At 43.6% G+C, this 25,232-nt stretch carries 25 protein-coding genes; 13 read left to right on the top strand and 12 right to left on the bottom strand.

Annotation, left to right across the window (positions count from 1 at the left end):
• Positions 1 to 70: 70 nt before the first annotated feature.
• Positions 71 to 2,632 carry a DNA mismatch repair protein MutS gene (gene mutS / locus JZ655_RS16425; protein WP_207292314.1) on the bottom strand — a complete coding sequence of 854 codons (2,562 nt, stop codon included), beginning with the start codon at positions 2,630 to 2,632 and terminating at the stop codon, positions 71 to 73.
• A gap of 216 nt (positions 2,633 to 2,848) precedes the next feature.
• Between mutS and JZ655_RS16420 the strand changes: the two genes are divergently transcribed.
• The gene (locus tag JZ655_RS16420) at positions 2,849 to 4,129 is read left to right on the top strand and encodes a tyrosine-type recombinase/integrase (RefSeq protein WP_207292313.1); all 1,281 of its coding nucleotides are present in this window, start codon (positions 2,849 to 2,851) and stop codon (positions 4,127 to 4,129) included.
• A gap of 988 nt (positions 4,130 to 5,117) precedes the next feature.
• Complete coding sequence (locus JZ655_RS16415) at positions 5,118 to 6,077, top strand: sensor domain-containing diguanylate cyclase (RefSeq protein ID WP_207292312.1); 960 nt, start codon at positions 5,118 to 5,120, stop codon at positions 6,075 to 6,077.
• Positions 6,078 to 6,104: 27 nt separating this feature from the next.
• On the opposite strand, the gene JZ655_RS16410 is transcribed toward JZ655_RS16415, so the two are convergent.
• From JZ655_RS16410 to JZ655_RS16370, 9 genes are all read right to left on the bottom strand, one after another.
• A complete protein-coding gene (locus JZ655_RS16410; protein WP_207292311.1) occupies positions 6,105 to 7,649 on the bottom strand; it encodes a methyl-accepting chemotaxis protein in 1,545 nt (514 codons plus the stop codon).
• A gap of 324 nt (positions 7,650 to 7,973) precedes the next feature.
• Positions 7,974 to 9,641 carry a putative bifunctional diguanylate cyclase/phosphodiesterase gene (locus JZ655_RS16405; protein WP_207292310.1) on the bottom strand — a complete coding sequence of 556 codons (1,668 nt, stop codon included), beginning with the start codon at positions 9,639 to 9,641 and terminating at the stop codon, positions 7,974 to 7,976.
• 21 nt (positions 9,642 to 9,662) lie between these two features.
• Positions 9,663 to 10,490 carry a CHASE4 domain-containing protein gene (locus JZ655_RS16400; RefSeq protein ID WP_207292309.1) on the bottom strand — a complete coding sequence of 276 codons (828 nt, stop codon included), beginning with the start codon at positions 10,488 to 10,490 and terminating at the stop codon, positions 9,663 to 9,665.
• 18 nt (positions 10,491 to 10,508) lie between these two features.
• Positions 10,509 to 12,242, bottom strand: a complete 1,734-nt coding sequence (locus JZ655_RS16395; RefSeq protein ID WP_207292308.1) for an HD domain-containing phosphohydrolase — start codon at positions 12,240 to 12,242, stop codon at positions 10,509 to 10,511.
• Between the two features lie 378 nt (positions 12,243 to 12,620).
• A complete protein-coding gene (locus tag JZ655_RS16390) occupies positions 12,621 to 12,824 on the bottom strand; it encodes a hypothetical protein (protein ID WP_242637278.1) in 204 nt (67 codons plus the stop codon).
• Positions 12,825 to 13,094: 270 nt separating this feature from the next.
• Entirely contained in the window at positions 13,095 to 13,430 is a 336-nt protein-coding gene (locus tag JZ655_RS16385; protein ID WP_207292307.1) for a hypothetical protein, read from the bottom strand.
• A 30-nt stretch (positions 13,431 to 13,460) separates the two neighbouring features.
• Entirely contained in the window at positions 13,461 to 13,820 is a 360-nt protein-coding gene (locus tag JZ655_RS16380; RefSeq protein ID WP_207292306.1) for an acyl-CoA dehydrogenase, read from the bottom strand.
• A 14-nt stretch (positions 13,821 to 13,834) separates the two neighbouring features.
• Positions 13,835 to 14,350, bottom strand: coding sequence for a hypothetical protein (locus JZ655_RS16375; RefSeq protein ID WP_207292305.1), 516 nt, complete (start codon positions 14,348 to 14,350; stop codon positions 13,835 to 13,837).
• A gap of 11 nt (positions 14,351 to 14,361) precedes the next feature.
• Positions 14,362 to 14,631 (bottom strand): helix-turn-helix domain-containing protein, encoded by a 270-nt coding sequence (locus tag JZ655_RS16370; RefSeq protein WP_071645127.1) that lies wholly within the window; start codon positions 14,629 to 14,631, stop codon positions 14,362 to 14,364.
• Between the two features lie 120 nt (positions 14,632 to 14,751).
• Here JZ655_RS16370 and JZ655_RS16365 point away from each other — a divergent pair, with 120 nt between their 5' ends.
• From JZ655_RS16365 to JZ655_RS16345, 5 genes are all read left to right on the top strand, one after another.
• Positions 14,752 to 15,240: a hypothetical protein gene (locus JZ655_RS16365; RefSeq protein ID WP_207293868.1), complete on the top strand. Its 489-nt coding sequence runs from the start codon at positions 14,752 to 14,754 to the stop codon at positions 15,238 to 15,240.
• A 353-nt stretch (positions 15,241 to 15,593) separates the two neighbouring features.
• Positions 15,594 to 15,986 carry a DUF2787 family protein gene (locus tag JZ655_RS16360; protein WP_207293867.1) on the top strand — a complete coding sequence of 131 codons (393 nt, stop codon included), beginning with the start codon at positions 15,594 to 15,596 and terminating at the stop codon, positions 15,984 to 15,986.
• Between the two features lie 119 nt (positions 15,987 to 16,105).
• Entirely contained in the window at positions 16,106 to 16,567 is a 462-nt protein-coding gene (locus JZ655_RS16355; protein ID WP_207293866.1) for a hypothetical protein, read from the top strand.
• Position 16,568: 1 nt separating this feature from the next.
• On the top strand, positions 16,569 to 17,021 hold the full coding sequence (gene radC / locus JZ655_RS16350; protein ID WP_207292304.1) for a RadC family protein: 453 nt from the start codon (positions 16,569 to 16,571) through the stop codon (positions 17,019 to 17,021).
• A gap of 46 nt (positions 17,022 to 17,067) precedes the next feature.
• Positions 17,068 to 17,997: a tyrosine-type recombinase/integrase gene (locus JZ655_RS16345; RefSeq protein ID WP_207292303.1), complete on the top strand. Its 930-nt coding sequence runs from the start codon at positions 17,068 to 17,070 to the stop codon at positions 17,995 to 17,997.
• Here the strand turns inward: JZ655_RS16345 and JZ655_RS16340 are convergent.
• Positions 17,984 to 18,598, bottom strand: coding sequence for a hypothetical protein (locus JZ655_RS16340; RefSeq protein ID WP_207292302.1), 615 nt, complete (start codon positions 18,596 to 18,598; stop codon positions 17,984 to 17,986). The two genes, JZ655_RS16345 and JZ655_RS16340, sit on opposite strands and share 14 nt — an antisense overlap.
• A gap of 222 nt (positions 18,599 to 18,820) precedes the next feature.
• Between JZ655_RS16340 and JZ655_RS16335 the strand changes: the two genes are divergently transcribed.
• The gene (locus tag JZ655_RS16335) at positions 18,821 to 19,018 is read left to right on the top strand and encodes a helix-turn-helix transcriptional regulator (protein ID WP_077295220.1); all 198 of its coding nucleotides are present in this window, start codon (positions 18,821 to 18,823) and stop codon (positions 19,016 to 19,018) included.
• A 1-nt stretch (position 19,019) separates the two neighbouring features.
• Positions 19,020 to 19,469: a hypothetical protein gene (locus JZ655_RS16330; RefSeq protein WP_207292301.1), complete on the top strand. Its 450-nt coding sequence runs from the start codon at positions 19,020 to 19,022 to the stop codon at positions 19,467 to 19,469.
• 96 nt (positions 19,470 to 19,565) lie between these two features.
• Here the strand turns inward: JZ655_RS16330 and JZ655_RS16325 are convergent, their stop codons facing one another.
• Positions 19,566 to 19,955, bottom strand: a complete 390-nt coding sequence (locus tag JZ655_RS16325; RefSeq protein WP_207292300.1) for a hypothetical protein — start codon at positions 19,953 to 19,955, stop codon at positions 19,566 to 19,568.
• A 218-nt stretch (positions 19,956 to 20,173) separates the two neighbouring features.
• On the opposite strand from JZ655_RS16325, the gene JZ655_RS16320 reads away from it, so the two are divergent.
• From JZ655_RS16320 to JZ655_RS16305, 4 genes are all read left to right on the top strand, one after another.
• Positions 20,174 to 20,374, top strand: a complete 201-nt coding sequence (locus tag JZ655_RS16320) for a helix-turn-helix transcriptional regulator (protein ID WP_207292299.1) — start codon at positions 20,174 to 20,176, stop codon at positions 20,372 to 20,374.
• A gap of 113 nt (positions 20,375 to 20,487) precedes the next feature.
• The gene (locus JZ655_RS16315) at positions 20,488 to 21,600 is read left to right on the top strand and encodes a hypothetical protein (RefSeq protein ID WP_207292298.1); all 1,113 of its coding nucleotides are present in this window, start codon (positions 20,488 to 20,490) and stop codon (positions 21,598 to 21,600) included.
• Between the two features lie 566 nt (positions 21,601 to 22,166).
• Positions 22,167 to 23,597 (top strand): hypothetical protein, encoded by a 1,431-nt coding sequence (locus JZ655_RS21435; RefSeq protein ID WP_242637275.1) that lies wholly within the window; start codon positions 22,167 to 22,169, stop codon positions 23,595 to 23,597.
• A gap of 573 nt (positions 23,598 to 24,170) precedes the next feature.
• Positions 24,171 to 25,232, top strand: coding sequence for a DNA methyltransferase (locus JZ655_RS16305; protein WP_207292297.1), 1,062 nt, complete (start codon positions 24,171 to 24,173; stop codon positions 25,230 to 25,232).

The following is a 25,232-nucleotide window of genomic DNA, read 5'->3' as shown; positions in this document are numbered from 1 at the left end:
GGACCGGCCGTGTATGAACCGGTCACATAGGTTACAGATCTGACTCAATCGGCCCGGAGACCGCTGAGCCCTAAACCAGGCTCTTCAACCGGTAGATCCACTCCAGCGCCTGACGCGGTGTCAGTGTATCCGGGTCGAGATTCTCCAGCGCCTCAACGGCAGGCGATGTCTCTTCTGCCGGCGCAAGCAAAGACATCTGCGTACCGTCTATCTGGGTTGCCGCCGCGTTTGGCGACAGGCTTTCCAGCTCGCGCAGTTTCTGCCGTGCCCGTTTAATGACCTCTTTAGGCACCCCTGCCAGCGCCGCTACCGCCAGGCCGTAGCTCTTGCTGGCCGCGCCATCCTGCACCGTGTGCATAAAGGCGATAGTATCCCCATGCTCCAGCGCATCCAGATGCACGTTCGCCACCCCTTCCATCTTTTCGGGCAACTGGGTTAGCTCGAAATAGTGGGTTGCAAAGAGCGTCAGCGCCTTGATTTTGTTTGCCAGGCTTTCAGCGCAGGCCCACGCCAGCGACAGGCCGTCGTAGGTTGAGGTTCCGCGGCCAATTTCATCCATCAGCACCAGACTGTTTTCCGTGGCATTGTGCAGAATATTGGCGGTTTCGGTCATCTCCACCATAAAGGTGGAGCGGCCGCTGGCCAGGTCATCTGCCGCACCCACGCGGGTGAAAATGCGATCGATGGGGCCGATCTCAACTTTTTGCGCGGGCACGTAGCTGCCGATATAGGCCAGTAGCGCAATCAACGCGGTCTGGCGCATATAGGTACTTTTACCGCCCATGTTCGGGCCGGTAATGATCAGCATACGACGCTGAGGCGACAAGTTAAGCGGGTTGGCAATAAAGGGCTCATTGAGCACTTGTTCCACCACCGGGTGGCGACCTTCGGTGATACGAATGCCAGGCTTGTCGCTAAAGGTGGGGCAGCTGTAGTTCAGCGTATCGGCACGCTCCGCCAGGTTAACCAACACGTCCAGCTCTGCCAGCGCGCTTGCGCTGAGCTGCAGATCGCCCAGATGCGGCATCAGCGTATCGAACAGCTCGTCATAAAGCTGTTTTTCCAGCGCCAGCGCTTTCCCTTTGGAGGTCAGCACTTTGTCTTCGTATTCTTTTAGCTCAGGAATAATATAGCGTTCGGCATTTTTGAGCGTCTGGCGGCGGACATAGTGGATAGGCGCCAGGTGGCTCTGCCCACGGCTAATCTGGATGTAGTAACCATGAACGGCGTTATAGCCGACTTTCAGGGTATCCAGGCCCAGGCGTTCGCGTTCGCGGATCTCCAGTTTATCGAGATAATCCGTTGCGCCGTCTGCCAGCGCGCGCCACTCATCCAGCTCTTCGTTATAGCCAGGTGCGATAACGCCACCGTCGCGCACCAGCACCGGCGGGGTTTCAACCACAGCACGCTCCAGTAACTCGCGTAACTCGCTAAATTCACCCATGGTCTCACGCAGCTTTTGTACCGGTGCGCTCTCAACCTCAGCCAACTGCGCCCGCAGGGTGGGCAACTGCTGAAAGGCATGGCGCATACGGGCTAAGTCACGCGGGCGAGCGGTGCGCAGCGCAAGGCGGGCAAGGATACGTTCGAGGTCGCCTACCTGACGCAAAACCGGCTGCAGTTCGGTAAAACGATCCTGCAAGGCGGCAATAGTCTGCTGACGGCCGACCAGCGTTGCGGTATCACGCACCGGCATGTGCAGCCAGCGCTTGAGCATACGGCTCCCCATTGGGGTGACAGTGCTGTCGAGCACCGAGGCCAGGGTGTTTTCAACGCCCCCGGCCAGGTTCTGGGTGATCTCAAGATTGCGACGGGTGGCGGCATCCATGATGATGCTGTCCTGCTGGCGCTCCATGGTAATAGAGCGGATGTGCGGCAGAGCCGTGCGCTGGGTGTCTTTCACGTATTGCAAAAGACATCCCGCCGCGCAAAGGCCACGTGGCGCATTTTCGACACCAAAACCAATGAGATCGCGGGTGCCAAACTGCAGGTTGAGCTGCTGACGGGCGGTATCGATCTCAAACTCCCACAGGGGGCGACGACGCAGGCCGCGACGACCTTCAATCAATGCCAGCTCGGCAAAGTCTTCGGCATACAAAAGTTCCGCAGGGTTGGTGCGCTGCAGCTCTGCCGCCATGGTTTCACGGTCGGCCGGTTCACTCAGACGAAAACGCCCGGAGCTAATATCCAGCGTGGCGTAGCCGTAACCTTTGCCGTCCTGCCAGATGGCGGCCAGCAAATTATCTTGCCGCTCCTGCAGCAGGGCTTCATCACTGATGGTGCCTGGGGTGACGATGCGCACCACTTTGCGCTCAACCGGCCCTTTTGAGGTCGCGGGATCGCCAATCTGTTCGCAAATGGCTACCGACTCACCCTGATTAACCAGCTTCGCCAGATAGTTTTCCACCGCGTGGTGGGGAATGCCCGCCATCGGGATCGGCTCGCCTGCAGAGGCGCCGCGTTTGGTCAGCGAGATATCGAGCAGCTGAGATGCGCGTTTCGCATCATCATAAAAAAGTTCGTAAAAGTCGCCCATCCGATAGAACAGCAGGATCTCTGGGTGCTGGGCTTTCAGCTTCAGATACTGCTGCATCATTGGGGTGTGGGCGTCGAAATTCTCTAGCGTGCTCATCAGCTTATGATATCCATTTTCTTAAATTTTAATGAGTTAGCGGTATTTGTTGTTCTCATTGAGTTTCACTTTGTCTCATTGGATCTCATGAAATCCTACATTTAAATGTAGGTTAAAGTGTAGCTTGCTAACCTATAGCTTGGTAAAATATAGGCATGTGCAGCACAACCTACATTTTATTCATGACTACATAAGGTGCATGATAACGGAGTCTTTATGGCAGGAAAACAAGAGGGCGCGCCACTTTCGTTTAAAGCGGTAGAAATGATGAAGCCTGGGGACAAAGATAAGGCTGATGTAGGCGAAAATCGAGGTTTACGTGTCTCCTGTGGTGCAACTGGGGTTAAGTCTTTTTTCTACCGTTACACAAGCCCTCTGACGGGCAAACTAGTTCAGGTCAAAATAGGCAACTTCCCGCAGACTTCTCTCGCCGCTGCCCGTCTTAAACTCCATGAATTAAAGCTTCTCCGTCAGGATGGTCGGTGTCCTGCATCAGAACTCAAGCAGGAAAAACAGCTTCGTGCAATCGAGGCTGAACAGGCCAAAGTACCTGAATTAACTGTGCAGGGATTAGTTGAGCTCTACCTGACTGAGCGGATTGAAGACCGCAAAACCAGGGATGGAAAAATCATTCCGGGGGCCCGGAAGAAGAAAGGCCAGGATGAGGTGCGCAGAACATTGTATGCCGATGCGGTAGATAAACTAGGTGAGCGTAATGCAGCTGAAATCACACGCAATGACGTGATTACGCTTATCAATGGCATTGTTGCCAGAGGAGCAAAAGTGCAAGCCGGTAACGTTCTACGGGAGCTGTCATTGGCCTACGAGTTTGCAATAGGGTTAGGTCGTTTTGATACCAGTTTTGCCAACCCAGCACTGCTGGCAAAATCCAGCTTACGCCAGACCCGAATCAAGCTTACCAATAACCGCGGTACGCGGGTGCTGAGTGAAGCTGAACTGAAGAAGTTTCTCCAGTGGCTGCCGGGCTCCGCTTTTTCGCCAACTATTAAAAACGTACTTCGTCTGACCCTCTGGACGGGTTGCCGTACCGGTGAGGTCTGCAATATGGCATGGAAAGATGTAGATCTCGATAAAGGGACAATACATCTCCGTGAGACTAAAACAGGCGTTGAACGTTACGTTCAACTATCGACGCAGGCCATAGATTTCCTAAAAGTACTCCGTCTTAATTCGGATATCTATTTATTTCCGTCTACACGAACAAGACTGCCAATCCAACAAAAATATCTTACAGAGAATGCCTGGCGCTTACGTGAGGCGGGGAAAATGTTAGATATACCGAGCTGGACGCCTCATGATTTACGGCGGACAGTGCGTACTGGGCTGTCGCGGCTGCAATGTCCTAACGAAGTGGCAGAGGCTATTTTAGGGCATACAAAAGGTGGTGTAGAAGGGATTTATAACCTCTACAAGTATGATGCTGAGTGCAAGCAATGGCTGCAAATTTGGGCGGATTGCTTGGATTCTCAGACATAAGTATGTCCGCTATATCAACTATTCATGTAACCTCAAGAAGCGGACATCAGCTCCTATGCTTATGCCCAGGTTGTTGATGAGCAACAATCAAGCTCTGTGTACTGTCCCCACCCCTGAGGCCTTTGAATAGGCCTCGTTGTTAGGACTGGCTATGTCTACGGTGGTGGAGGCTGTCCATTTTAAAGATAAGAAGGTTGATATAAAACGTTACTTGATTGGCGGTGGTGGTTTTATTTATATAGTTGTTTAATTGTTCGATTTATGTTTGAGCAATATTTTTTATCATGAAAACACAAACATTTAAATTAAATCTATGATTATTTACCCGAAGCTATTAATTCAGTTAATTAAACTGGAATTAATTCGATGTGGAATTGTATGTTGTTGTATAATATATTCCGTTCTTGGCGTTGTTATATAATCTGTAGTAGTCATTGCTGCGGGGGGTGATAATTTGCTTAGAAATCTATTATTAGGTTTTTTATTATTTAGTTATTGAATGGGGTAACTGTATGTTTTTGTTCAAATAGTTCGTGACTCATCATATTAAAAATCTTAACAAGCATATTACATTGGAAGGGACTTTTACGGTTATTATAATCGGATCTGGAAGAATTTCACTTGTAGTAAATTATTTTACTACAAACAGATAGGCACAACTACGTTTATATAAGGCTTCGGTTATAATCGAAATAAACGGTTTTTGTATCGCTATTCGAACGATTAACTTTGCTTCACTGTCTTATGATAATGTGCATAACAAAAACAAAACCCGTGAACTCATCTTAGCCACCCAAATGGGTGGTTTTTTTTGAGAATGATAACTAATGGCGTTTATGAAACTTTTGTAAAAGTTTCATACTTAATAAACAAAAAATGGAAGTGTGTATTAAATGTGCTAGAATCCATTTTGCTTTCTGATTTCTAGTTGAATCTGGAAGAATTACCATGCCTTACAATAAGTTATCATTTTCTCATATGAGTAAAAATGCGTAAACACAACGAAGAAAAGCGACTGCTTGCTTTATATGCAATGGGTATTCTTGATACCGAGTCAGAAGAGCGATTCGACAGATTGACCAGAATCGCAGGAAAACTTTTTAATGTTCCTGTTTCTCTTATATCCCTGATAGATAAAGACCGCCAATGGTTTAAGTCCAGCCATGGTATTGATATTTGCTCTACACCAAGAACAGAGTCTTTTTGTACGTATGTGGTCGAAGACGCTAGGCCACTTATCGTTAATGATGCCCAAAAGGACCCACGCTTTGAAAATAATGTGCTTGTTAATGGTTCGCCATATATTCGTTTTTATGCCGGATACCCAGTAAAGTTGCCAGATGGTGAAATTGCAGGATCTATTTGCATAATCGATACAAAACCACGCAATTTTTCAGAAGAGGAATTAGGTTTACTTCACGATCTTGCTGAAATTGTCGAAGATGAATTCCGTATGATAAATATGGCAACCACGGATTCATTAACCGCACTCAGCAATCGTCGTCTGTTCTCTCTGATTACGGCAGAAACACTCAAAAAGTCCTGTAAAAGGAGAAGAGTTTTTTGTGTTGCTATAATTGATTTAAACGATTTCAAGCCTATCAATGATATGTATGGTCATGCAGAAGGTAATCAGGCACTCATAAAGTTTTCAGAAATCCTGGAGAATGCTTCGCCAGAAAATAGTCTGGTTGCCAGACTTGGTGGTGATGAATTTGGAGTGTTACTTCCTTGCTCTACTATCCAGCAGGCAAATGAATTTATCAATCAACTTTCTGAAATGCTAATAAGGCATAATATTGATGCAGACAAACCTTATCAGTTGGTTTTCTCAGCCGGAGTTGTTGAATATGATGAGAAAATTCATCATACGTATGCTGATATTATGAATGACGCTGATGAGAAAATGTACTCAATTAAGAGAAACAAAAAACTATTAACATCATAATAAGGGGGGCAGAAGCCCCCCTGTCTTTTATACTTTGAATTTATTTGTCATATTGCTTAACTCTTTTGCCTGTTCAGAAAGAGCCACTGATGCTGATGTGGATTCCTGGACCAGCGCAGCATTACTCTGTGTAACGCTGTCCATCTGTGTAACTGCAACATTTATCTGAGAAATACCTGATAATTGCTCCCCTGAGGCTAAAGATATTTCATTTAATGAACCAGACAAAAGCTGTATGTTAGAATTAATTTCTTCAATTGTTTTTACTGTTGAATGTGCTGCCAGTTCTCCATCTGAAATTTTCGCGGCGGCATTATTTATCAATGTTTTAATATCTTTAGCTGACGTGGAACTACGTTGCGCAAGATTCCTGACTTCACCGGCCACGACGGCAAACCCTCTTCCGGCATCGCCTGCTCTTGCTGCTTCAACAGCAGCATTAAGAGCCAGTATATTGGTCTGAAAAGAAATTCCCTCTATCATGGCAATTATATTATTAATTTTGGAGGAACTTTCAGAGATTTCACTCATTGTTTTTGACATCATAGCGACTTGTGTATTGCCATGATATGCAAGTTTTTCAATATCCATAGAAAGGCGCGCAGCGTTTGCAGCGCTCAGGGTATTGTTTTTTACGGTTGCAGTGATCTCTTCCATACTGGCGGCCGTTTCCTGTAATGCAGCAGCCTGTTGCTCTGTTCTGGCTGATAATTCAACGTTCCCTTTCGCGATCTCATCAGAAGCCAGTGTGACAGAAGTGGAGGCCTGTTTAATATTTGCTATCATATCATTTAGCTCATCCTGCATTTTTTTGAGCATATAAATGAGACTGGAACTATCATCAGGCCTGGTTAATATTGGCTGAGTGAGATCGCCAGAAGCTATATCAGATGCGATTTTTTGAGCGACATCAGGTTCATCTCCCAGACGTCTGAACAAATCGCTGATGATGTAGTAAGCCGTAAAAATAGCAAATACAACCGCTATTATCGCAATTATCAGTAATGTAAAACCTGTTTTGTAAATAAAGCTGCTTAAATCACTGGAAGCAGCATTATTTTTTTGCATCTGTTGTTCTGTCAGGCTGTCAAGTAAAGCCAGCAGCTCCTTTTGTACAGGGCGGGCTTTGAACATCAGAATATCTGTTGCTTCTCTGGATTGATTCTTATAGGCAAGTTGAGCTGCTTCAGTAAAAGCCTGCAAGACGGATGCATTGATTTTTTCTATCTGTGCAACGGAATTTATTTCCTGGTGTGTTCCATGTGCTGAAACGAACGCTTTAAGTTCACTGATACGTTTCAGTATATTTTGGCTTTGTGTCTGAAAACGATTCCATTCAGGTTCCATATCCTGAGGATCGCTAAGTAACGCAAGGTTTCTGACCGCAATAGCAATATCTCGTGCTCCGCTACGGATGCTTAATGCTGTCTGATACTTTACCATATTGATACTCAAGATAGCGTTGATTTCATGGTTAGTTCTTTTTATACTGAAGACAGAAATTATTGATGATGTTATAATTAGCAGTATAAGTATTAAAAATCCAATCTGCAATTTAGTTTTAACTTTCATAGAGCGATCTCATTTGTTTTAACACCCCGGTGGTGCTTATAAGTTATCGGTAACAAGAGTCAAATGTTTAATTTATGATACAAAAATGCTGAAGTTTTTCACATATAAGGAGGCTGTTTGCTTAATATACAGACATTGTTAACTGCCATTGAGCTTTTAACCTTAAATACACCAGTATCAATAATGATAATCACAATTGTTATCATTATACTTCTGTTCAGGAAACACCTTAAAATCTTCTCTGTTCTGGTTTGCTCATTCCTGGGTTTTATTATTATTTTAAAGTTAACACTCAAAATCAGGCTCATGTTATAGTACGAGGTATTATTGATTAGATAAGAAATGAGTGAGGTTTTCTCTGTCTAAAGGTCTGGAGTAATAATATCCCTGGACCTCATCACACCCCATATTCTTAAGGATTGTAAACTGTTTAACGGTCTCCACACCCTCTGCTATGACTTGTAAATTAAAAGCCTTGCCAAGGCTAATAATACTTTTAACAATTCTTGCATCCTGTTCATTCTTCTCAATATCTTTAATGAATGAACGATCGATTTTTATTGCATTAAAGGGAAACTCGCGTAAATATCCCAGAGATGAATAACCGGTTCCGAAATCATCGATATGAATATTAAAACCTTTTTCTTTAAGCAGCAGTAAGGTGCGCCTTACTGAAGCAGGATTGCTTATAATTACTCCTTCAGTAATTTCAAATGTTATATTTTCAGGATTAGTACTGTACAGATTAAGATACCTTTCTATCTGATTGAATAAATCCGGGTTATCAAAGTCTTTCCCAGAAAGATTAATCGAGAAGGTGATCGTTTGCATTTTTGAGGATAGTAAAAAAACAGACTTAATGACCCAGTCTGTTATACGAAAAATGAGATCTGATTTTTCAGCCACAGGAATAAACTGAGCTGGTGATATAAAACCATACTCTTTATGGCTCCAGCGAATTAAGGCTTCAACCCCGCTTATTGACGACATATTGAAATTATATTTAGGTTGATACACAAGAGAAAAATTATCATTCTCGATAGCCTCGGTAATCAAAGTCATCATTTTTAAACGATCTTCATGTTTTTTAATATTATCGGTATTACTGAATATGATATTATCACCATTAATTTCTTTTGATTCACTATGTGCAATCTCTAAAAATTTAAGCACGGTTACAACGTCATTATTTTCATCATCATACATTAGGCAACCAGCACATATAACAGGTGTGATTGATTCTGTATTATTCCTTAACGATAATTGAATGTTATTAATAAGATTTGTGACGTATGACTTCCAGGCCTCGTCATAACCCTCCTGAACTGGAACGAATTGAAGGCAGCACAGAATATTCCCTGATTCTAATTTAGCCACAAAATCATACGTGGAACAAACATCATTAATTTTATATATAATTCTTTTTAATATATCATTGGTAAACGAATTGCCATAAACAGTAGAGATAAACGTCAAATTCCGCACTGATAAACAAACAAGTATTGTTTTATTATTGTCAGCTATGTTATGAGTAATTGCATTAAGCACTTTTTTTGATAATTCGCTGTCAGGAAGCGTACTTATCAGACAATTTGCCCTTTCTTTTTCTTCATTTATAAACGCGGAAATATCCGTCAGTACAATTGAGTATTGAGCTTTCTCATTACCTTCATTTTTTTTGGCTGTAAGATTAACAAATACTTTTTCTTTGTTAGTATTTTCAAGGTAGCATCCTGAAAGCGTTTTAGGTTGATAGCCTTCAATATTTAACATCCAGTCTTTTACAGATATATTGTCATGAGCGATTTTCTCATATATGAAACACTGGTTCCAGGTATAATAGTCCTGACTGAAAGTGTTTGTTTCTATTTTTAGAATCGCAAGGTCACTCTTTAGGTGTGCAAAGAGAATGACAGCTAATTCGGTAATTTCTTTTATCTTATTCTCAGAAAGATATAATGCCAGCTGATTATTATTTACCAACTCATTCATTTCGGCAAGTAAACTGTCTTTTTATTTTATTTTTGAGAGCAATATATAGCCCCCTGTTATAACTAAAAGATAAAAAATGAAAATTGAGGGTAGCGTTCTGTAAAATATATGCCTGCCTGAATTGCGATAATCCCATACTGCACCAAAGACTGTATTGCCAAAGCGTATAGTTTCAGCCGAATGAGGATTTGATATTTTGTTTAACTTCAGATTGCTGGCATCTACAGAATTTCCCAGGGAAATGACTTCATCTGCTTTGAAAAATTTAATGAATACGAGTGTCGTTGAAATATGTGATATATTTTGCCGACTTAATGGGTTGATTATCCTGTGGCAATAGATTACAATTGGCCGACCTTCTGTCTCCCCTTTAATCATTGTTAAAGAATTATTTCTCCCACATTCCTGTGAAAAAAACTTTTTGAATGATGCTTTCCTGGCCAGGTTAGCAAGTGAAAAATGTTCTTTTTTCCCATTTAAGACACTGTATATAGTATTGTAATTCTTGTCTAATATAAATACTCCGTTTATAGAATATTCTCTATACAGACCACTTCCGAGATTACCTTCTTCCCATGCCCATTTATCATTGATAACAGGAAAGGTATTTGTGTACATCTGATCCCATAAAGCATAGTCTTTAATTACTTTTCCGTAGGTTTTTATTGCTGAGTTAAAGCCTGACTCAATTACCCGAAGCGTTCTGTGCTTTTCTTTTGTATCAATCTGATAACAAATAAAATAAAACAAAAAAATCGGCGTTAAGAGTATAGTAAATACTATAATTCCCCCCCAGCGCTTAAAATGTAACAGCTCACGATTTCTAATACCAACAAAGCTGGTTTTCATAAGTACACCGACTCCTTATTATAATTTTTTAACTCTGATTTCATATTCTACTGGGTCAACCACATTCTCAAGCCTTCCTATTTGTACTAAATCTGAGCCCGATATTATACTATTTATATTCGCATCAGGATAACGCAGGTCTTTGACCACCCTGACTGTAACTGGCAGACCAGAGCTATCAATGTCGGTTACCCAGCCAAGAAAACCACCAGAGTATTTGACCAGACTACCAATCGGGTAAGTTCCGTATAATTTCATATAATACACTAACCATTTACGCTCATATTCAGCCTGTTGCTGATTAACTATACGGTACACTTCTAAAGGAGTGTATGATTTCAAATCATTCCGACGATAAGATAACTTATCAATTATTTTTAGTACTGAAATTAATTTCATAACAGGTGAAATTTGTGTATAGTTTTTTCCTGATGGATATCCTGAACCATCAAGCTTTTCATTGGCGTTTTCTATAACCCCTCTGCATACAGAGTCTGGTTGCCAGTTCAACTCATCAAATTTATCCAGGATTACTTTCACATGCTTTTTTAACAGGGTTCTTTGCTCATTTGTCAGGTTTATATCTAAGGAAGGTAATTTTTCGCTTATTAAAAGCGGTTTTCCCATGTTATGCAATAGTATTCCTAATACATACTCACGCAGTTCCGGGAAATGTGGACTATGGGATAATATGATATCCGCAAATCGGGAAGCCACATTAATCGAATGTCGTACCCAGGTAGGTTCATCTCTGATAAATGACAGAGAATAAAGAAAAGCTTTCCGGTCGTTGCTCAATAAAAATAGCAAAGCATCAGCACAGTCATAAAATTGCTTAGCCGGGAAATTTTTTTTCGTTTTAATAGTTATCAATCCAATCTGGAGTTGATGTGCTATTTCCATAATACCTTTTTCCATTGGTGACTGTTGCGCTCTTTTTTCGCGTTCCTGAATTTCCTTTAGCCGCAGTATTTTTTCACTTGAGCCCGGAATAAAAAGAGGGGATTTAGTAACTTCATGCCCAGACATACCACTAAGGTAAGCTATCTCTCTTTCAGACTCTGTAACCGTATGGAACAACATTTCGGATTGCTTTGGTGACAGGTTAGTAAATTCGATACCTGTAGCTATATAGCCATGATTTCCAAATAATCTTATATGGCGAACAATCCCTTCAGAAATAAATATATCACCATTTGGAAACTCAAGATAAATTTTTGGTATTCTTTGATTAATATCAAGGGCTGCGCTATCTATCAGTTGTAGTTCCAGAAGACATCCACCTACAGACAGGTTTTTGACTATTCCAGAAATGTTTAGATAATGCGTAAATACTTCAAGCCTTGCACGGCAATTCATTCCCAGAATAAAAGGAATTCTCACTGCTCCTCTTTTGTCGTAAGCAAAGAATGATTCCGGCAAAAGACACTCTACACGACACAGGTTAGCATCAGTTTCCAGTAAAATTGTAGGGATACTACTTATGCTATAACCTTCTCTTTCACTGGGGGGAACACCTTTAATGATTTCGATATCAATATTCAGGTTCCCGTTAAAAACATTCTCATCAACCTCACTCCCTGCATAATTGATATCAAGGATTAATATGCCTTCCATCAGATTAAGCTCAATCATCTCTGCTGGTAAAGCATCCGGCAGGGCTCCAGAGTAGATTGAAATAGTATGATTCTGTTTTAGAAGCGATTCGATGACGAATAGCGGAGGAGGCAGTTTTTTATTTATCACTTGCATAATTATGGGCTTTGGCTGCAAATAAATACGAAAAATTGTCTGTCATTAACTTAGGTTGTCAGTGCCCTGGTGTTGGCATGATATGAGTAAGGTTATTGTTAAAGTTGTTAAATTACATAACAAATAATACATTAAAATTACCGCTTATCAAGTTACCGTGAAAAAAAATACCAGTAATGAGTTGTATTCTCATTTTTGGTGCGTTCTTATTTTAAATATCTTTTCCTATCGTTATGATTGAAATCTATGAACATTGTTTATTCATTGATATATAAGGTTTTTTGGGCTTATTAGTTATTTGGGGATTTTAGTTTTCTTTTTATAAACCTGCCCGAAAGCAGGTTTCTGTTCACCGGATGGCCGGATATCATGTTCCGGTTACTTTTTACGCCATTCGTTTTCCACTTTATCCCCAAAGGCATCACACTGCCGGGCGTATTCCGGGTTATAGAGCAGCTCTGCCTGCGAAAGCTGAATCGCGCTCATGCTGCCGTTACGGGCATTTGATTCGAGCCAGGTTCTGCCATAGGTTTGTTCATCACCTGAAGCACCCTGTTGAATACAGGTCCGTTGAAGCCGCATCGAGATTTACACCTCTCAACTGAAGACCGTAGCCACTATGCTGGGTCAGTCTTAACGGATCGTATTCATGTGATGTTACTCACGGATTAATGCAGCCAGTAAAAGTATGGCAATGACTACTTTAGGAAGGGACGTTCATCACACCACTACAAACGAACCAATTAAATGCGAGAATAACCATAGTAGAAAATGTGCATATTTTTATGGGTTTTCTTTTTGCGAAAAATAATAATTACTCTACCTTAAGGGTGTTTAATTATTACTCAGGGATTATAAACCCGACACATTTATATAGAATTGTCCTTTTCCCTCATCCGTTTTCTGTATTCGATAGGTAATTGGTAATGAATTTTGCAGGTCTGGCTTTGTAAACGTTAAATCAGCGGCACACAGATAAACATCTAGACCTGATTCATGGCTAATTGTTCTGACACTTTCTACTGAAATATGCACATCCTTATCCAGTGTCATGCTTTTCTCGATTGTTTTTCTAGCTATATCCACGACCAGATTTTTAGCATCATTACTACTGCATTTTGGCGTTTTCTCATCACAACCAGCCAGTAAACCAGCGGCTATAAATACCAGAAGCGTTGTTTTTTTCATCTTGAGTTCCTTCATTAATTAACGATACTTTTATTTCTTATTAAATTGACCATCCATTGCGCCTGTCGCAGAATCTCCACAGTATCCTTCGCAACCACGAGTCATAACATTGGTCTTTCCGTTATTCAGTTCACTAATTACTGCAACACACTGACTGGTATTGTCATTCCACATCCAGCGACGTTTCTGGTTTTCTCCGGCAGCTATTTGTTGTGCCGTACCATCCATATTGCATAGGCCCGAGCCATCCCCTGTTGAGGCATTAATGCTGAATTCAGCCTTACCCTCTCCCGGATACACGGTTAGAATCGCTCCAGGTTTTACGTACTGCGCTGCCGCAGCTGGAAGTGCTATGGCTGCCATCAGCAAGGCCAGCAGTTTTCTGTTCATTATTGAATTTCCTGTTAAGTGATACGGATGTTTTTGGTGATTTTCCCCAGTGCCAACGGTCTGCGTTTTTCCACAAAGAAATAAACGACGTTGAATGCAGACTTGTGATGATTCCCTCGACCAAGAGAGGGCCAGTTGCGGAAAGATTCGATCTGTTCTTTTGAATAGGGCGTGTCAGAGAAGTCAAACAGCACAAGCAAGGCTTTGCCATCGTGCTTCATCAATTTCTTTACTTCTGTACTGTTGACGGTCGCGGAGACATTGGAACGTGCCGCAGTTGGTTTACGTACTGCAAACTCAACGGCTACAAAATCAATGTAACCGTGCCCGGATACAGTTCCTGGCAGCTTGCTTTTGACTTCCGGTGAAACATTATCTGCGAACCAACCCAGCAAATAGCAACGTACCAGAGGCAGTAATTCCCGCTCGCTACAGTCGTTCAGACGCAGGGTTTTGACGAACTCCCTGCGATAAAGAGAACTGAAAAAATACTCAAAGCATTCCGTTATTTCAGTGATGGTGGTTGCCATGGTTGCATTCTTTACCTGCTACTTGGTCCATTTTTAAGGGCATACCTTTCCGGCCATAATGTTTCCGGTGTCGTATCCAGAGCTCCGGCAATAATGCGCTCAGCTCTGGGGTAATGACGCTCTAAGGCGTTATTTAATGTACGTGGCGCAAGGCCGTGACTGCGTGAAAGCGACGCTAGCGTTAACCCTCGCTTGTGAAGTGCTGCCACAATATCGGCACGATGCCAGTTCCCTGAACTTCCTTTGCTCTGTTTTTTCTGCGATGCTGTTGAGTTACGCACAGTATTAACTCCATGGAATCAGTACATGGATATTAAATGCGAATAAAAGATACCCTTCAAGTTCTTTTGGTATCTATTTTTGTGTTTTTTATTAACGCATTGATATCTGGTGAAATTTATATGAGCAGTAAGAGAACAGTATCGGCTATACCGACCCATTCTGACGCTTCTGTTGAAGAGGCTAAAGACTGGCTGACAGCAGAGGAATTCACTCATATTGAGGGAATGCCGGGCACTGCGCGTGGCGCCAGGTTGCGCCTGGAAAAGTTGGCATCCCTGCACCCGGAAATACGTCGTAAAAGGACTGCCGGAAAAGGCGTTGTTTACCATATCAGCGCAGCCACAATGTCTCTTGACGATGAGAGAAGCAGGGCTAAGGGCGAAGCGTTTACTCTCACCGACAGCGATCGCCAGCTTAGTCTCTGGATACAGTTGTATCGCAATATGTCACCAGCTTCGCGGGCGCAATTGATGGAGCAGGCCCTCAGGCTGGTAAAGGACGATCTAATATCTCAGGGGCCTGATGTTTCTCAACTGGCGGTACAAATCATGAAGCTGCCCGAAGATGAGCGTAAGAGCCTGTTTGAAAAGCTGAACGGGAAGGTGTGATAGCGTCAGTTTTCCGCCATGCCAGACAGAAGGAACCACCCCGGAACCCTGACCTGTCTGACATGGCAGAATGGAAAGTATGCCATCACTTAATAATGAATAAAAATCTGTTGTCAGTTATTTCTTTTCTGAATCATAAATTAGTTTCTTTTGTTATTATTTGCAGTGAAAGTATATTGTTGGTATAATGTCATTGCTGGATAGTGTTATTACTTGCAGCCAGTATGTTGCCATGTACTTATTATTTATCAGGTGATTAAAACCCGCCGATACTGGTGCAGGCATGATGTCTTATTAAAATAGATTGAACAGGAAACTCACTGATGAATATTGTCCATCAGGAAGGGCTTGCTATGCCCGTCGATCAGGAATTAATAAATATCATATTAAATGAAGCGGGAAATCCATCGCCGCATAAAGCCAGAATTACAGCCGTCAGTCTGTTATTTAAAGACCTGAGTTACAGCGCTGAAAATGGCGGTTACCATCCTGTCGAAATACGGCTTATTTCTCGCAATGACGAATGGTATTTTGATTACATTACCGACTTCAGTTATATGGGAGTGGTATACCCCGAACTGGAAAAGGAAATTGATATCAGCTGGAGTCAACAATATGTCTTTCTTGCTCATGTTGGTGATCTGCCTGTTAACGCCGGAAGGGAGTTGTTTGAACTCTGGCAATCCAACTTTATTCAGTATCACGCCATGAACGTCTACACCATTACCGTCCTGTGGGAAAGCTAATCCCACCACACTAATCATCACTATCTTATGGGGAAATATCTGTGACTGATAACAGAGGGATACGTGCGTCTCAACAGGGCGAACTGGACTGTCTTTGCGGTGCTTATTGCGTGGTTAACATGCTGAGCTGGCTGTATGACGGCAGGGTGAAACGACGCCCGTTAATGAACCGGCTTATTCAGACTTATCAGCAGCGCTGGCCTTTGCAGGAATGGCTGACTGAAGGGATTGAAGAAGACCGTTTAGACTGGCTGATAGTGCAGGTGTTGCAGAAAGGACATTACAGCCGCCAGTTCCCGGTTCAAATCACCAGACCCTTTGCCGGGAAGCGGGGATTATCAGACGGGCGGCTTTTCAGGGTAATGCAGCGGTTTCTTGACGTCACTGACCACTCCCGTCTGATTATGCTCAGCGACCAGTTTCACTGGTCCCTTCTGGTCAAAATGGATGAAGAAACGCTCTGTTTCTTCGACAGCAACGGGCGAACCACAATGCCCCGTAAAGCTTTCTCCTTGCGTACTGGCGTAACCCGCCGCCAGCTGTTCCCCGACGCCATTTACTTCATTGAACGGGAGTTCTGACATGACCATGTTTACTCAGCGTGAAACCCGTATCCTCGACCAGGCGCGTGACATTATCAGTAGATACTACAAGCGTGGGGTTCAACTCTGTTCCCCTGATGATGTAAGGCGGTGTGTGATGGTTGAGCTGGCACCGCTTGAACATGAAGAGTTTGGCATCATCCTGCTCGATAATCAGAATCAGCTGCTGCACCGTGAAATCCTGTTCAGGGGGACGCTAAACTTGGTCAGCGTTCACCCCCGTGAAGTTATCAAGCGTGTGCTGAAACATAACGCCGCCGCCGTCATCCTTGTACACAACCACCCCAGCGGCGAGCCTGAACCCAGCCGTTGTGACATCCAGTTGACTAAAAAACTTCAGGAGCTGCTGGAAATGCTGGATGTGCGGTTGCTTGACCACTTTATCGTGGCAGGAACTGAAACGGTGTCGATGGCTGAACGGGGGCTGGTGTGATGCTGAAAGTTACCTGGTTTAATGTACGTTATTGCGGGTTAAACGTATGAGAAGGGCTGCGTTACGTCAGATTCAGCCAGTGGTGCAAACTACCGTGTTCGATGCGTATATCAACGGCCTTGCTCCCTCAGGGAGGCGGGGTATCACCAGCCTGTTAAACCGCAGCGCCGGCATACTTAAACGCGGTGCGGATGCAGCAGTTTATCCGTGGGAACAACTTAACTACGCAGCCGTCGCTAAAGTACGTGCGGCACTGCTGGATGACGGTTACGCCGTGTCATCGGTCAATATGGCGCTGTCAGCACTGCGGGGCATTGCGCAGACGGCCTTTAACCTCAATTGCATGAATGCCGAAACGCTGGCACGTATCCGTTCAGTTAAGCGTGTGAACGGTGATATCCAGCGTAAGGGAAGGGCGTTAGACAAACAGGAAATCCGGGCACTGATTCAGGCAGCAAAACAGCATCCGCAACCGGTGCGGCGCTGCCGTGATACCGCCATTGTGCTGACGCTTTGCGGAACGGGTCTGCGAGCCGGGGAACTGGTTAAACTTGAGCGCCGGGACTATGACAACGGCATCCTGACGGTGAGACAAGGGAAGGGGCGTAAATACCGCGAGATACATGTGGCGGATGCAGTGGATAAGGCTATCCGCGCGTGGCTGAAAGTTGGCGCAGATGAGGCTGACAGCGCACTGTTCAACCGTATCCAGCGCAACGGTAAGGTCGCCAGCCAGCCTCTGACAACAACCGGGTTAACGGGCATCCTGGAGCAGTTACAGCATACGTCAGGCATAGCACGTTTTACCCCACATGATATGCGGCGCACCTTCATCACCCGCTTACTGGAGCAGGGCGTGGATATCAATACCGTACGCCAGCTGGCAGGCCACAGCGACATATCCACGACGACGCGCTATGACTACCGTGGTGATAGCATGAAAATCAGTGCCAGCAAACGCATCAAGTGTTTTTAGCTTTTGAGCCGTTTCCAGATGCGGCTTTAGTTTTATCTTCAGCACTCAACCGCGCGTACTTTTGATTCTGGACGTTAATCAGTGCATTGATATTTTCAGGCTGAAGTACCCACGCAACATCTTCACGCGTCCATTGTTCACTGTCAGAGAAATGTTTAAATAACGGTTTCCCCGGCCCGCATTCATTAAGTTTTGCTGCCACCGATGCGCATTTCTCTCGATCTGACTCCCCCGTTTGAAGCTTGTCAAAGCGACCTTTAACGAGCTGGTAAACAGTGTAGATTTCCAGTGCCTTAGGGGACCTGCCCGGGACTATCACGGGGTGCTCCTCCAGCCCATAAATGCCGTTTAGCTCTCCCCCATTGAGCAGGTCATTAAACATGTGATTCACGCAGGCACTCAGTACATCCGCCGCTTTCTCTGCATCAAATTTATCCGGACTAAAACCCGATCCCGTCAGTTTTCTGGCAATCAACGCCAGCTTTTGCCGTGTATCCCGCCCCAGATAGAGCTTCTTCTCCAGAAATTCAAAGACCTCGTTACTGCTTTTCCGTTCCCGGTGGCATTTAGCATCAGCCTTGTTGCTTTGATTACCAATCATTGTCACCTCCATGAAAGTTGTTTGTACAAAATATCATCATTGAGCCTCAGCGAAAATTTCTTATTTATATGACCATTCTGGAGACAGAAATAGGTGCTATCGAATCACATTCACATGAAAGATGCCCTTAACGTGCTCAACGAAGGCATCGTTGAGTGAATCCTTGCTTTTTTGGTGGTTGTAAATCATTCCGCTCCTGAAACAGCTCAAAGGAGCACAAGCATGAGTACCAACCGTATTTTACGTAAAAAAGAGGTTCTTCGTCTGACTGGGGTCTCGTTAGCGACGTTGTACCGACTCATCTCGAAAGGAACTTTTCTTTTGTCAAAGAAGCTAACTGGCGACAGTAGCCGGGCGATGGGTTGGCTGGAAAGCGATATCAATAACTGGGTTAATAGCCGCATGCAGGCGGGAGAATAAGATGGCAATTATCAAATGTAATACAACTGGATTTGAAGAAATGCTGACTCCCTGGTTTGAAACTATGGGGCAACAATTGGGCCTGTCGGAACGGACCATAATTGCTGTACTGAAGGAAAATCAGTCGAGGATAAGTAAACTTAATAAGTGGTCAGCCCAGCATGTTTCTCGGTTGATTAAGGAAGGAGATTGGGATAATTACGAACAGCCGAATTCTTACTGTCGACTGGCGTTGATACTACAGCGATGTACGTATATTCCATGTGGTAGTCTGGCTTGTGCGCATTGCTCTGCAGCAAAACAGTTACACAACCAGTCTCTAGATTTGTATGGCGTATACAGTAAACTGGGCCATACTACAGTTTTTCTTGATTTTAAAAGCCCATACTACTCAAGGAAATGGTGTGCGGCCGGACTGGTCAATCTACACGATCCCTCATGGCCTGTTTAAAACCAATCATAGGCGGTTCATGAGATAATTAACGCTCCTAAGGCAAAGCATCCCCGTTGCTGGAATCATCAGCGGGGATGCTCCGACAAAAGGTAACTACTTGACTGAGAGGAATAGAAATTCCAGCTCATTCCAGCAATATACAACCAAGAATAAAAGCGTTCTCTTCGGATTGTCTTCGAAGCTTGTAATGGTTTTTTTGTTGTGGGAAAAGAGATCGTTATACATGTGGTTTACATATGCGCCTATGACATCTGCAGCTTTTTCTGCATCAAAATTATGTACATTAAAGCCTTCACCTGTCATTTCCTGCGCAATCAGAGCCACTTTATGTCTGGTATCCATTCCCAGATTAAGCTTCTTCTGAAAAAAATCGAATATCTTTTTATGGTCCATCCGCTTACGGTTACATACCGCATCCGCATCCGCATCCGCATCCGCATCCGCATCCGCATCCGCATTCCAGCTCTTCTCGCTCATCGTCATTACCAAATCTATCCTGTAGGTCGATTTATCACCACTGAGCCTCAATGGGAATGATGTCCTTGCATGACCAGTTTTAAACGTTTTGATGCGCCTAATAACGTAGTGATTTACCGAGGAAGCCAAAGATTGACGTCTGGAGGCCAATCCGAAGCAAATCCTTGAGATTTTTCATGCTTGTAAATAACGCAGCTCCTGAAACAGCTCAAAGGAGCACAAGCATGAACACCAACCGTATTCTCCGCAAAAAAGAAGTTCTTCACCTGACCGGGATCTCGTCCGCGACGTTGTACCGGCTCATAGCTAAAGGAGACTTTCCAAAATCGAAAAAACTGACTGGTGATAGCGGTCGGGCTGTGGGCTGGGGAGCAAATGAAATTCAAAACTGGATTGAGTCGCGCGGGATTAGCAATACGCAGTGATCTGTAAGCCTTATCCAACCCCTGACATACCAATCATAGAACCAGTAACAGTGATGATACCTGCATATGAAAGAGGGGATCACTGTTGCTGCTATGCACTATCGGAACAGAATATGACGCAACAATTTAATCGTGAACGGGTGACATCCTTACGTGACAAAACCTCACTTGGAGTTAATGGTGCAGGCCAGTCTACGCATGGAAGTATAGACAAAATAGCATGGGTAACGGACATGCATGACTGGGAAGAGAATCAGATACTCAGACAGCGTTTGTTTGGCCTAGCTTCAGGTGGGGGCTACCAGATCAAAGTTCGACCGGCTGGTAAGTATGAGTGTGGCGGGCACTATCGTCATGTAGTCGAGATCCGACTGAAAGCTAAATCGCGCAAACACCCCATATTGCTGGCAATCCATTTTGACCCAACCAGCAGACAGCGTGGGTTTCTGAGAGCAGAGCTTAGCCCCCAGCATTACTCACCGCTACAGATAACGGATTTGTTTCTGTGGCTGGGGCGGAAGGGACGCATCGGCAAGTATCTATATCGGGGATTACGTAATGCCTGGATAACAACTATCCACTACGCGCTGGATGTAGTGGGAATGAGGCTCCACGACTATTTAATCCGGCTGGTTGGTGCAAGGAGCGGCGACTTTAATGATTTGCATGGAGAGCAGGAAGGGTTACGGCTGGGGTCTACGACTATCGTCGCGTCAATATACGAAAAGGCCGATGCTCCGGGTCTGGCAACTGAGAGAAGGTATGAACAGGCTGTCCTTCTACTTGATGAGCAACAGTTTCGGCGGTTTCTGCGACTGGAATTGCGTTTATCACCCGGCAAGCAAAAGCTCATGCTTAACAACCTGCTAAACATGGAGAATTTGGTATCTAAACTCGCATTTTATGATCGTAATGCGCTGGTAGATTCCGAACTTGAGCCTGATTTTTCTCGCCTGCTACGTGAGTATGTTCCTTACCCGGTTGCCAGAGCGGATTACCAACCATCAGCGACCCTGAATGGTAAGCAGGTCAGCCCAGCGAAAAAAGCTGCTGATAAGCGCGTTGATAAACTCATGGAGCGCTATCGTGTTGAATTATTCGATTCAGAGGCTATATGGGCTATGTTACCGCTTGTGGTGGAAAAACTTGGGATTCTCGCGCAACCGCAATACTGGCAATTTAAGCATCGCCAGAAGTGGCTTCAGTTGCGACTGAAAGACGGGTAATTGTGGTTGGGCAGGGATGCCGTTTGCTTCAAAGCATGAAAATGGAGGACATGTTAAATCAGAAACCTGAAAGATGACGGTTTTAAACCACCCATTGTTGCAGAATTTTGGTGTGACAGACCAGCTAATTACCGCTGCTGTTTAGTGTCAGATTTGCACCTCGTACAATGGTAGGGGGAAACCGCCGATGGTTTTTTATTCCAAACATCGGCTTTAGTACCCTGATATTAACCGCAGGGATTAACGATTCTACCCATAGCACAGGATCCCTGTTTGTATTTACGATTCTGTATTTTTGTCAATTACATCGGTTAAAGCATTCCTCAAGGTAGTTATCAGATATAACTCTATATTACTCACTATATAGTATATGTATGTCACTGCCATATTAATAGTGATAATCAGCAGCAGCGGAAATAGAGCGAGAAGAGCGTGAGTGTTATGAGTGTGTTGGTAATATGAAAAAAATTGGCCTTCATTAAGGTATTCGTAATTGATGTTGTAAAAACAACTGTGTTTCTTGTGTTATGCAACTTTCAATCACGAGGTGTTCTGTGAAATGTTCTGTGGGTTATATTATTAAGCGTGGTATTCTGGTTACACTCGAGACTTATAATAAGTTCATTGAGGATGTACATAACATACCTTTCATTGGGAAAGATGGTCGCCAGTCTCCGTCATACTATCTGGATATTCAACGGTTTTTGCAGCATCTGGTTTGTAATAACTTCCTTTATGCTAAAGACACCCCGAAGGATAATCCATGGACGCATTACTCGCCAATATATAATGAGCTGGGTAAAAAGGAATTACCGTTTGTCTTTAAGCAGGATAAGTATCTGTGTTGTGACCGGGCGTTAGAGTTGCTGAAAGATGCAGGAATTATAGATATTAAAATTCACTCATGGGGGAATGGGAAAAGCCGCACTTTTGCTTTGTCTAAGGCATACCTCAAACGCTGGTTTGAAGTCTCGCCTGATGACTACAAACAGCGTGATGATCGCTATATCTATCTGTCTGTGGGTAAGCGTGTTCGTGACCAAAAGATCATGACGGAGGAACAATTGATCCACAAAGCGTTATCGCACTTTAATAAGCCCCGCCATGCTACGCGTCACGTATCCCGTGAAACCCAGCAATATATGCGTCAGGTGTATCTCAACATGGGGGCGTTGCGTATCAACCTTGATAAGCTACAGGCCTACGTTCCTGAAGACGAAAGGGAGGCTGCTCTGAAGTCTCACTTCCTCCAGCATCTGGCTGAGCGTGGTTGCAGGATGGTTTCAAGTGTTCCTTTGGTGGTTGAATACTTCCCTGAATACAAACTAGCGGAGCGGGGAACGCGTTCATTTGAGAAGAACGGTGGCTTTCAGGCGCTAAAGGCCGCTATAAAATGGGAAGTTGTTGTGGGTATTAATTACGATATCAAAAGCAGCCAACTGAATATCCTGAAACATGAACTGGATCGATACGGCATCAAATGTAAGCGGCTGGCAAAGATCACCAAGAAGAAGGTCATGCGACGGTTCAACGTTGATCAAAAGGCTGCTAAGTTGCTTATCTATACTCTGATTTACTCACTTGGAGAATTCCGTAAGCACAAGGACAGCGCTGCGTTTCGTAAGCTTTGTGATTTGTATGGTTACAATGAAGCGGTGTGTGTGGCTGATGAGTGGATTGAGTTTGTTCGGCCAGTGAGAAGGGCACTTAACAAGTTGGTTGCGCATTATCTTGATGAACATGTTAATTGCCCCGGTCGTGGCTGGGCCATACGCAATGCCGTTCGTCAGACTTATATGGTTAAACCTGACAAGATCACTGCAAGTGTTCGTCGATGTTTGTTGTCCCATATGATCCAAGGTATTGAGAGTAAGGCGGTGTATGAAGCAGTGCTGGCTAATCCCGGTGTATGCAGTTCGATTGAGCATGATGGGCTTGTGACCAACCGTGAGATATGTTGGAACCATCCTTATCTTGAATTGAAAAAAAAACATTAACCAACTCGATACGGCAGCCGTTTAACATTACCTACAAAGGTGTGACAGCTCGTAAACTCAGGAACTCGGATGTTATGCGCCGAAAGCTGCTGTCACACATGTTACAGGGGCTGGAAGGTCTGGCTGTCTACGATTATGTTACCAGTCATAAGGGGGGCGCTAGAACATGATGGGTTTGTTTCATATGAAGAGGTCACTGACTGGTCCAATCCATACCTTTTGATTGAGACAAAGGATTAATTACAGAGAGATTAAAATAAAAATCTATTTTAATATTTAGATATATCTAATTTCATATTGTAAGTTGGAAGAGATATTTTAATGAATACACATAATTCTACGTAAAATTAATAATAACTTCTGCCTAAATTATCACGTTTTTTCATGATAAAAAGGAGCGAGATATCAGTGTAGTCATTATTTTATTCTAACAATTGTTGATTCTTAATTGTTTGTTACTGCTTGAATTATAATTGCAGTCCAAGGGTGAAAAACAAGCTATGAATTTTGTTTATCTTTGTTTTTTAATCATGTATAATATTAAATGGAGATCCATTATGCGAGAGTGTTTCAATGGCTGAAAATAGTAATCCCACAATTAACAAAATAATACCTGGAAGTACTGTTGGAAGAGGGAGAAGCATTAAAATTGAAACTTCTCCTAGTGTACATGAATGGTGCAATAATGATGCGAAAATTCAACTTGGAAATAGCTTAGACTTGTACTCATCATGGGATGAACCTACCGTTATTATTTCAGATGGTGCTTATGGGATACTAGGTTTCGAAGGTGATACGGCTGATCATACCTCGATTGCTGAATGGTATGAACCTCATGTCATAGAGTGGAGTAAAAAGGCTACGGCGCAAACAACGTTATGGTTTTGGAACTCTGAAATAGGTTGGGCCTCTGTACACCCTATATTAGAGAAGCATGGTTGGCGCTATGTTAATGCAAATATATGGAATAAAGGCAAGGGGCATATTGCAGGTAATGTAAACACTGCAAAGATAAGACGATTTCCTGTCGTGACAGAGATGTGTGTGCAATATGTTTTTGAGCCTAAAATTAACGATTTATCTTTGCAACATTGGCTTTACCGTGAATGGAAAAGAACAAAACTAGCCTTAAAAAAAGCAAATGAAGCCTGTGGTGTTAAAAATGTAGCAACCCGAAAATATTTGGATCAGGGGCATTTATGGTATATCCCTCCTCCAGAAATGTTTGTCAAGTTAGTCGAGTATGCTAATGAGCATGGCGATGTTTCTGGTAAACCATACTTCTCTGCTGATGGCGTTACGCCTATGAGCTTCCAAGATTGGGAAAAAATGAGAGCAAAGTTTTATTGTCCTATGGGATTCACTAATGTTTGGGAGCGTAATACTCTTAAAGGTGGTGAAAGGATCAGCGTTCCAGGCCAATTAGCTAAGGCTGCTCATCTTAACCAAAAACCATTAGATCTGATGTCATTGATTATTCAGGCTTCAAGTGATGCAGGTGATGTGATTTGGGAACCCTTTGGTGGGTTATTTTCTGCTTCAATTGCTGCTCACCGGTTAGGTAGAAAATCTTTTGCTGGAGAGATAGACCCCACCTATTTTCAAATAGGTATGGAGCGTTTTCTCTCCTTGTAA

Source organism: Leclercia pneumoniae (genome assembly GCF_017348915.1).
Taxonomy (GTDB): Bacteria; Pseudomonadota; Gammaproteobacteria; order Enterobacterales; family Enterobacteriaceae; genus Enterobacter; species Enterobacter pneumoniae.
Note: the sequence above shows the minus strand (reverse complement) of the source record. Positions and strands in the feature narration are given on the sequence as shown.

Bases quoted from the DNA above. Each gene is read 5' to 3' on its own strand.
- JZ655_RS16415 (WP_207292312.1), top strand. From the start codon at position 5,118: ATGCGTAAACACAACGAAGAAAAGCGACTGCTTGCTTTATATGCAATG.
- JZ655_RS16360 (WP_207293867.1), top strand. From the start codon at position 15,594: ATGCCCGTCGATCAGGAATTAATAAATATCATATTAAATGAAGCGGGA.
- JZ655_RS16320 (WP_207292299.1), top strand. From the start codon at position 20,174: ATGAACACCAACCGTATTCTCCGCAAAAAAGAAGTTCTTCACCTGACC.
- JZ655_RS16305 (WP_207292297.1), top strand. From the start codon at position 24,171: ATGGCTGAAAATAGTAATCCCACAATTAACAAAATAATACCTGGAAGT.
- radC (WP_207292304.1), top strand. From the start codon at position 16,569: ATGACCATGTTTACTCAGCGTGAAACCCGTATCCTCGACCAGGCGCGT.
- JZ655_RS16420 (WP_207292313.1), top strand. From the start codon at position 2,849: ATGGCAGGAAAACAAGAGGGCGCGCCACTTTCGTTTAAAGCGGTAGAA.
- JZ655_RS16390 (WP_242637278.1), bottom strand. From the start codon at position 12,824: ATGCGGCTTCAACGGACCTGTATTCAACAGGGTGCTTCAGGTGATGAA.
- JZ655_RS16330 (WP_207292301.1), top strand. From the start codon at position 19,020: ATGGCAATTATCAAATGTAATACAACTGGATTTGAAGAAATGCTGACT.
- JZ655_RS16355 (WP_207293866.1), top strand. From the start codon at position 16,106: ATGCTGAGCTGGCTGTATGACGGCAGGGTGAAACGACGCCCGTTAATG.
- JZ655_RS16385 (WP_207292307.1), bottom strand. From the start codon at position 13,430: ATGAAAAAAACAACGCTTCTGGTATTTATAGCCGCTGGTTTACTGGCT.
- JZ655_RS16315 (WP_207292298.1), top strand. From the start codon at position 20,488: ATGACGCAACAATTTAATCGTGAACGGGTGACATCCTTACGTGACAAA.
- JZ655_RS16335 (WP_077295220.1), top strand. From the start codon at position 18,821: ATGAGTACCAACCGTATTTTACGTAAAAAAGAGGTTCTTCGTCTGACT.
- JZ655_RS16325 (WP_207292300.1), bottom strand. From the start codon at position 19,955: ATGACGATGAGCGAGAAGAGCTGGAATGCGGATGCGGATGCGGATGCG.
- JZ655_RS16400 (WP_207292309.1), bottom strand. From the start codon at position 10,490: ATGAAAACCAGCTTTGTTGGTATTAGAAATCGTGAGCTGTTACATTTT.
- JZ655_RS16405 (WP_207292310.1), bottom strand. From the start codon at position 9,641: ATGAATGAGTTGGTAAATAATAATCAGCTGGCATTATATCTTTCTGAG.
- JZ655_RS16365 (WP_207293868.1), top strand. From the start codon at position 14,752: ATGAGCAGTAAGAGAACAGTATCGGCTATACCGACCCATTCTGACGCT.
- JZ655_RS16345 (WP_207292303.1), top strand. From the start codon at position 17,068: ATGAGAAGGGCTGCGTTACGTCAGATTCAGCCAGTGGTGCAAACTACC.
- JZ655_RS16410 (WP_207292311.1), bottom strand. From the start codon at position 7,649: ATGAAAGTTAAAACTAAATTGCAGATTGGATTTTTAATACTTATACTG.
- JZ655_RS16395 (WP_207292308.1), bottom strand. From the start codon at position 12,242: ATGCAAGTGATAAATAAAAAACTGCCTCCTCCGCTATTCGTCATCGAA.
- JZ655_RS16375 (WP_207292305.1), bottom strand. From the start codon at position 14,350: ATGGCAACCACCATCACTGAAATAACGGAATGCTTTGAGTATTTTTTC.
- mutS (WP_207292314.1), bottom strand. From the start codon at position 2,632: ATGAGCACGCTAGAGAATTTCGACGCCCACACCCCAATGATGCAGCAG.
- JZ655_RS16340 (WP_207292302.1), bottom strand. From the start codon at position 18,598: ATGATTGGTAATCAAAGCAACAAGGCTGATGCTAAATGCCACCGGGAA.
- JZ655_RS16380 (WP_207292306.1), bottom strand. From the start codon at position 13,820: ATGAACAGAAAACTGCTGGCCTTGCTGATGGCAGCCATAGCACTTCCA.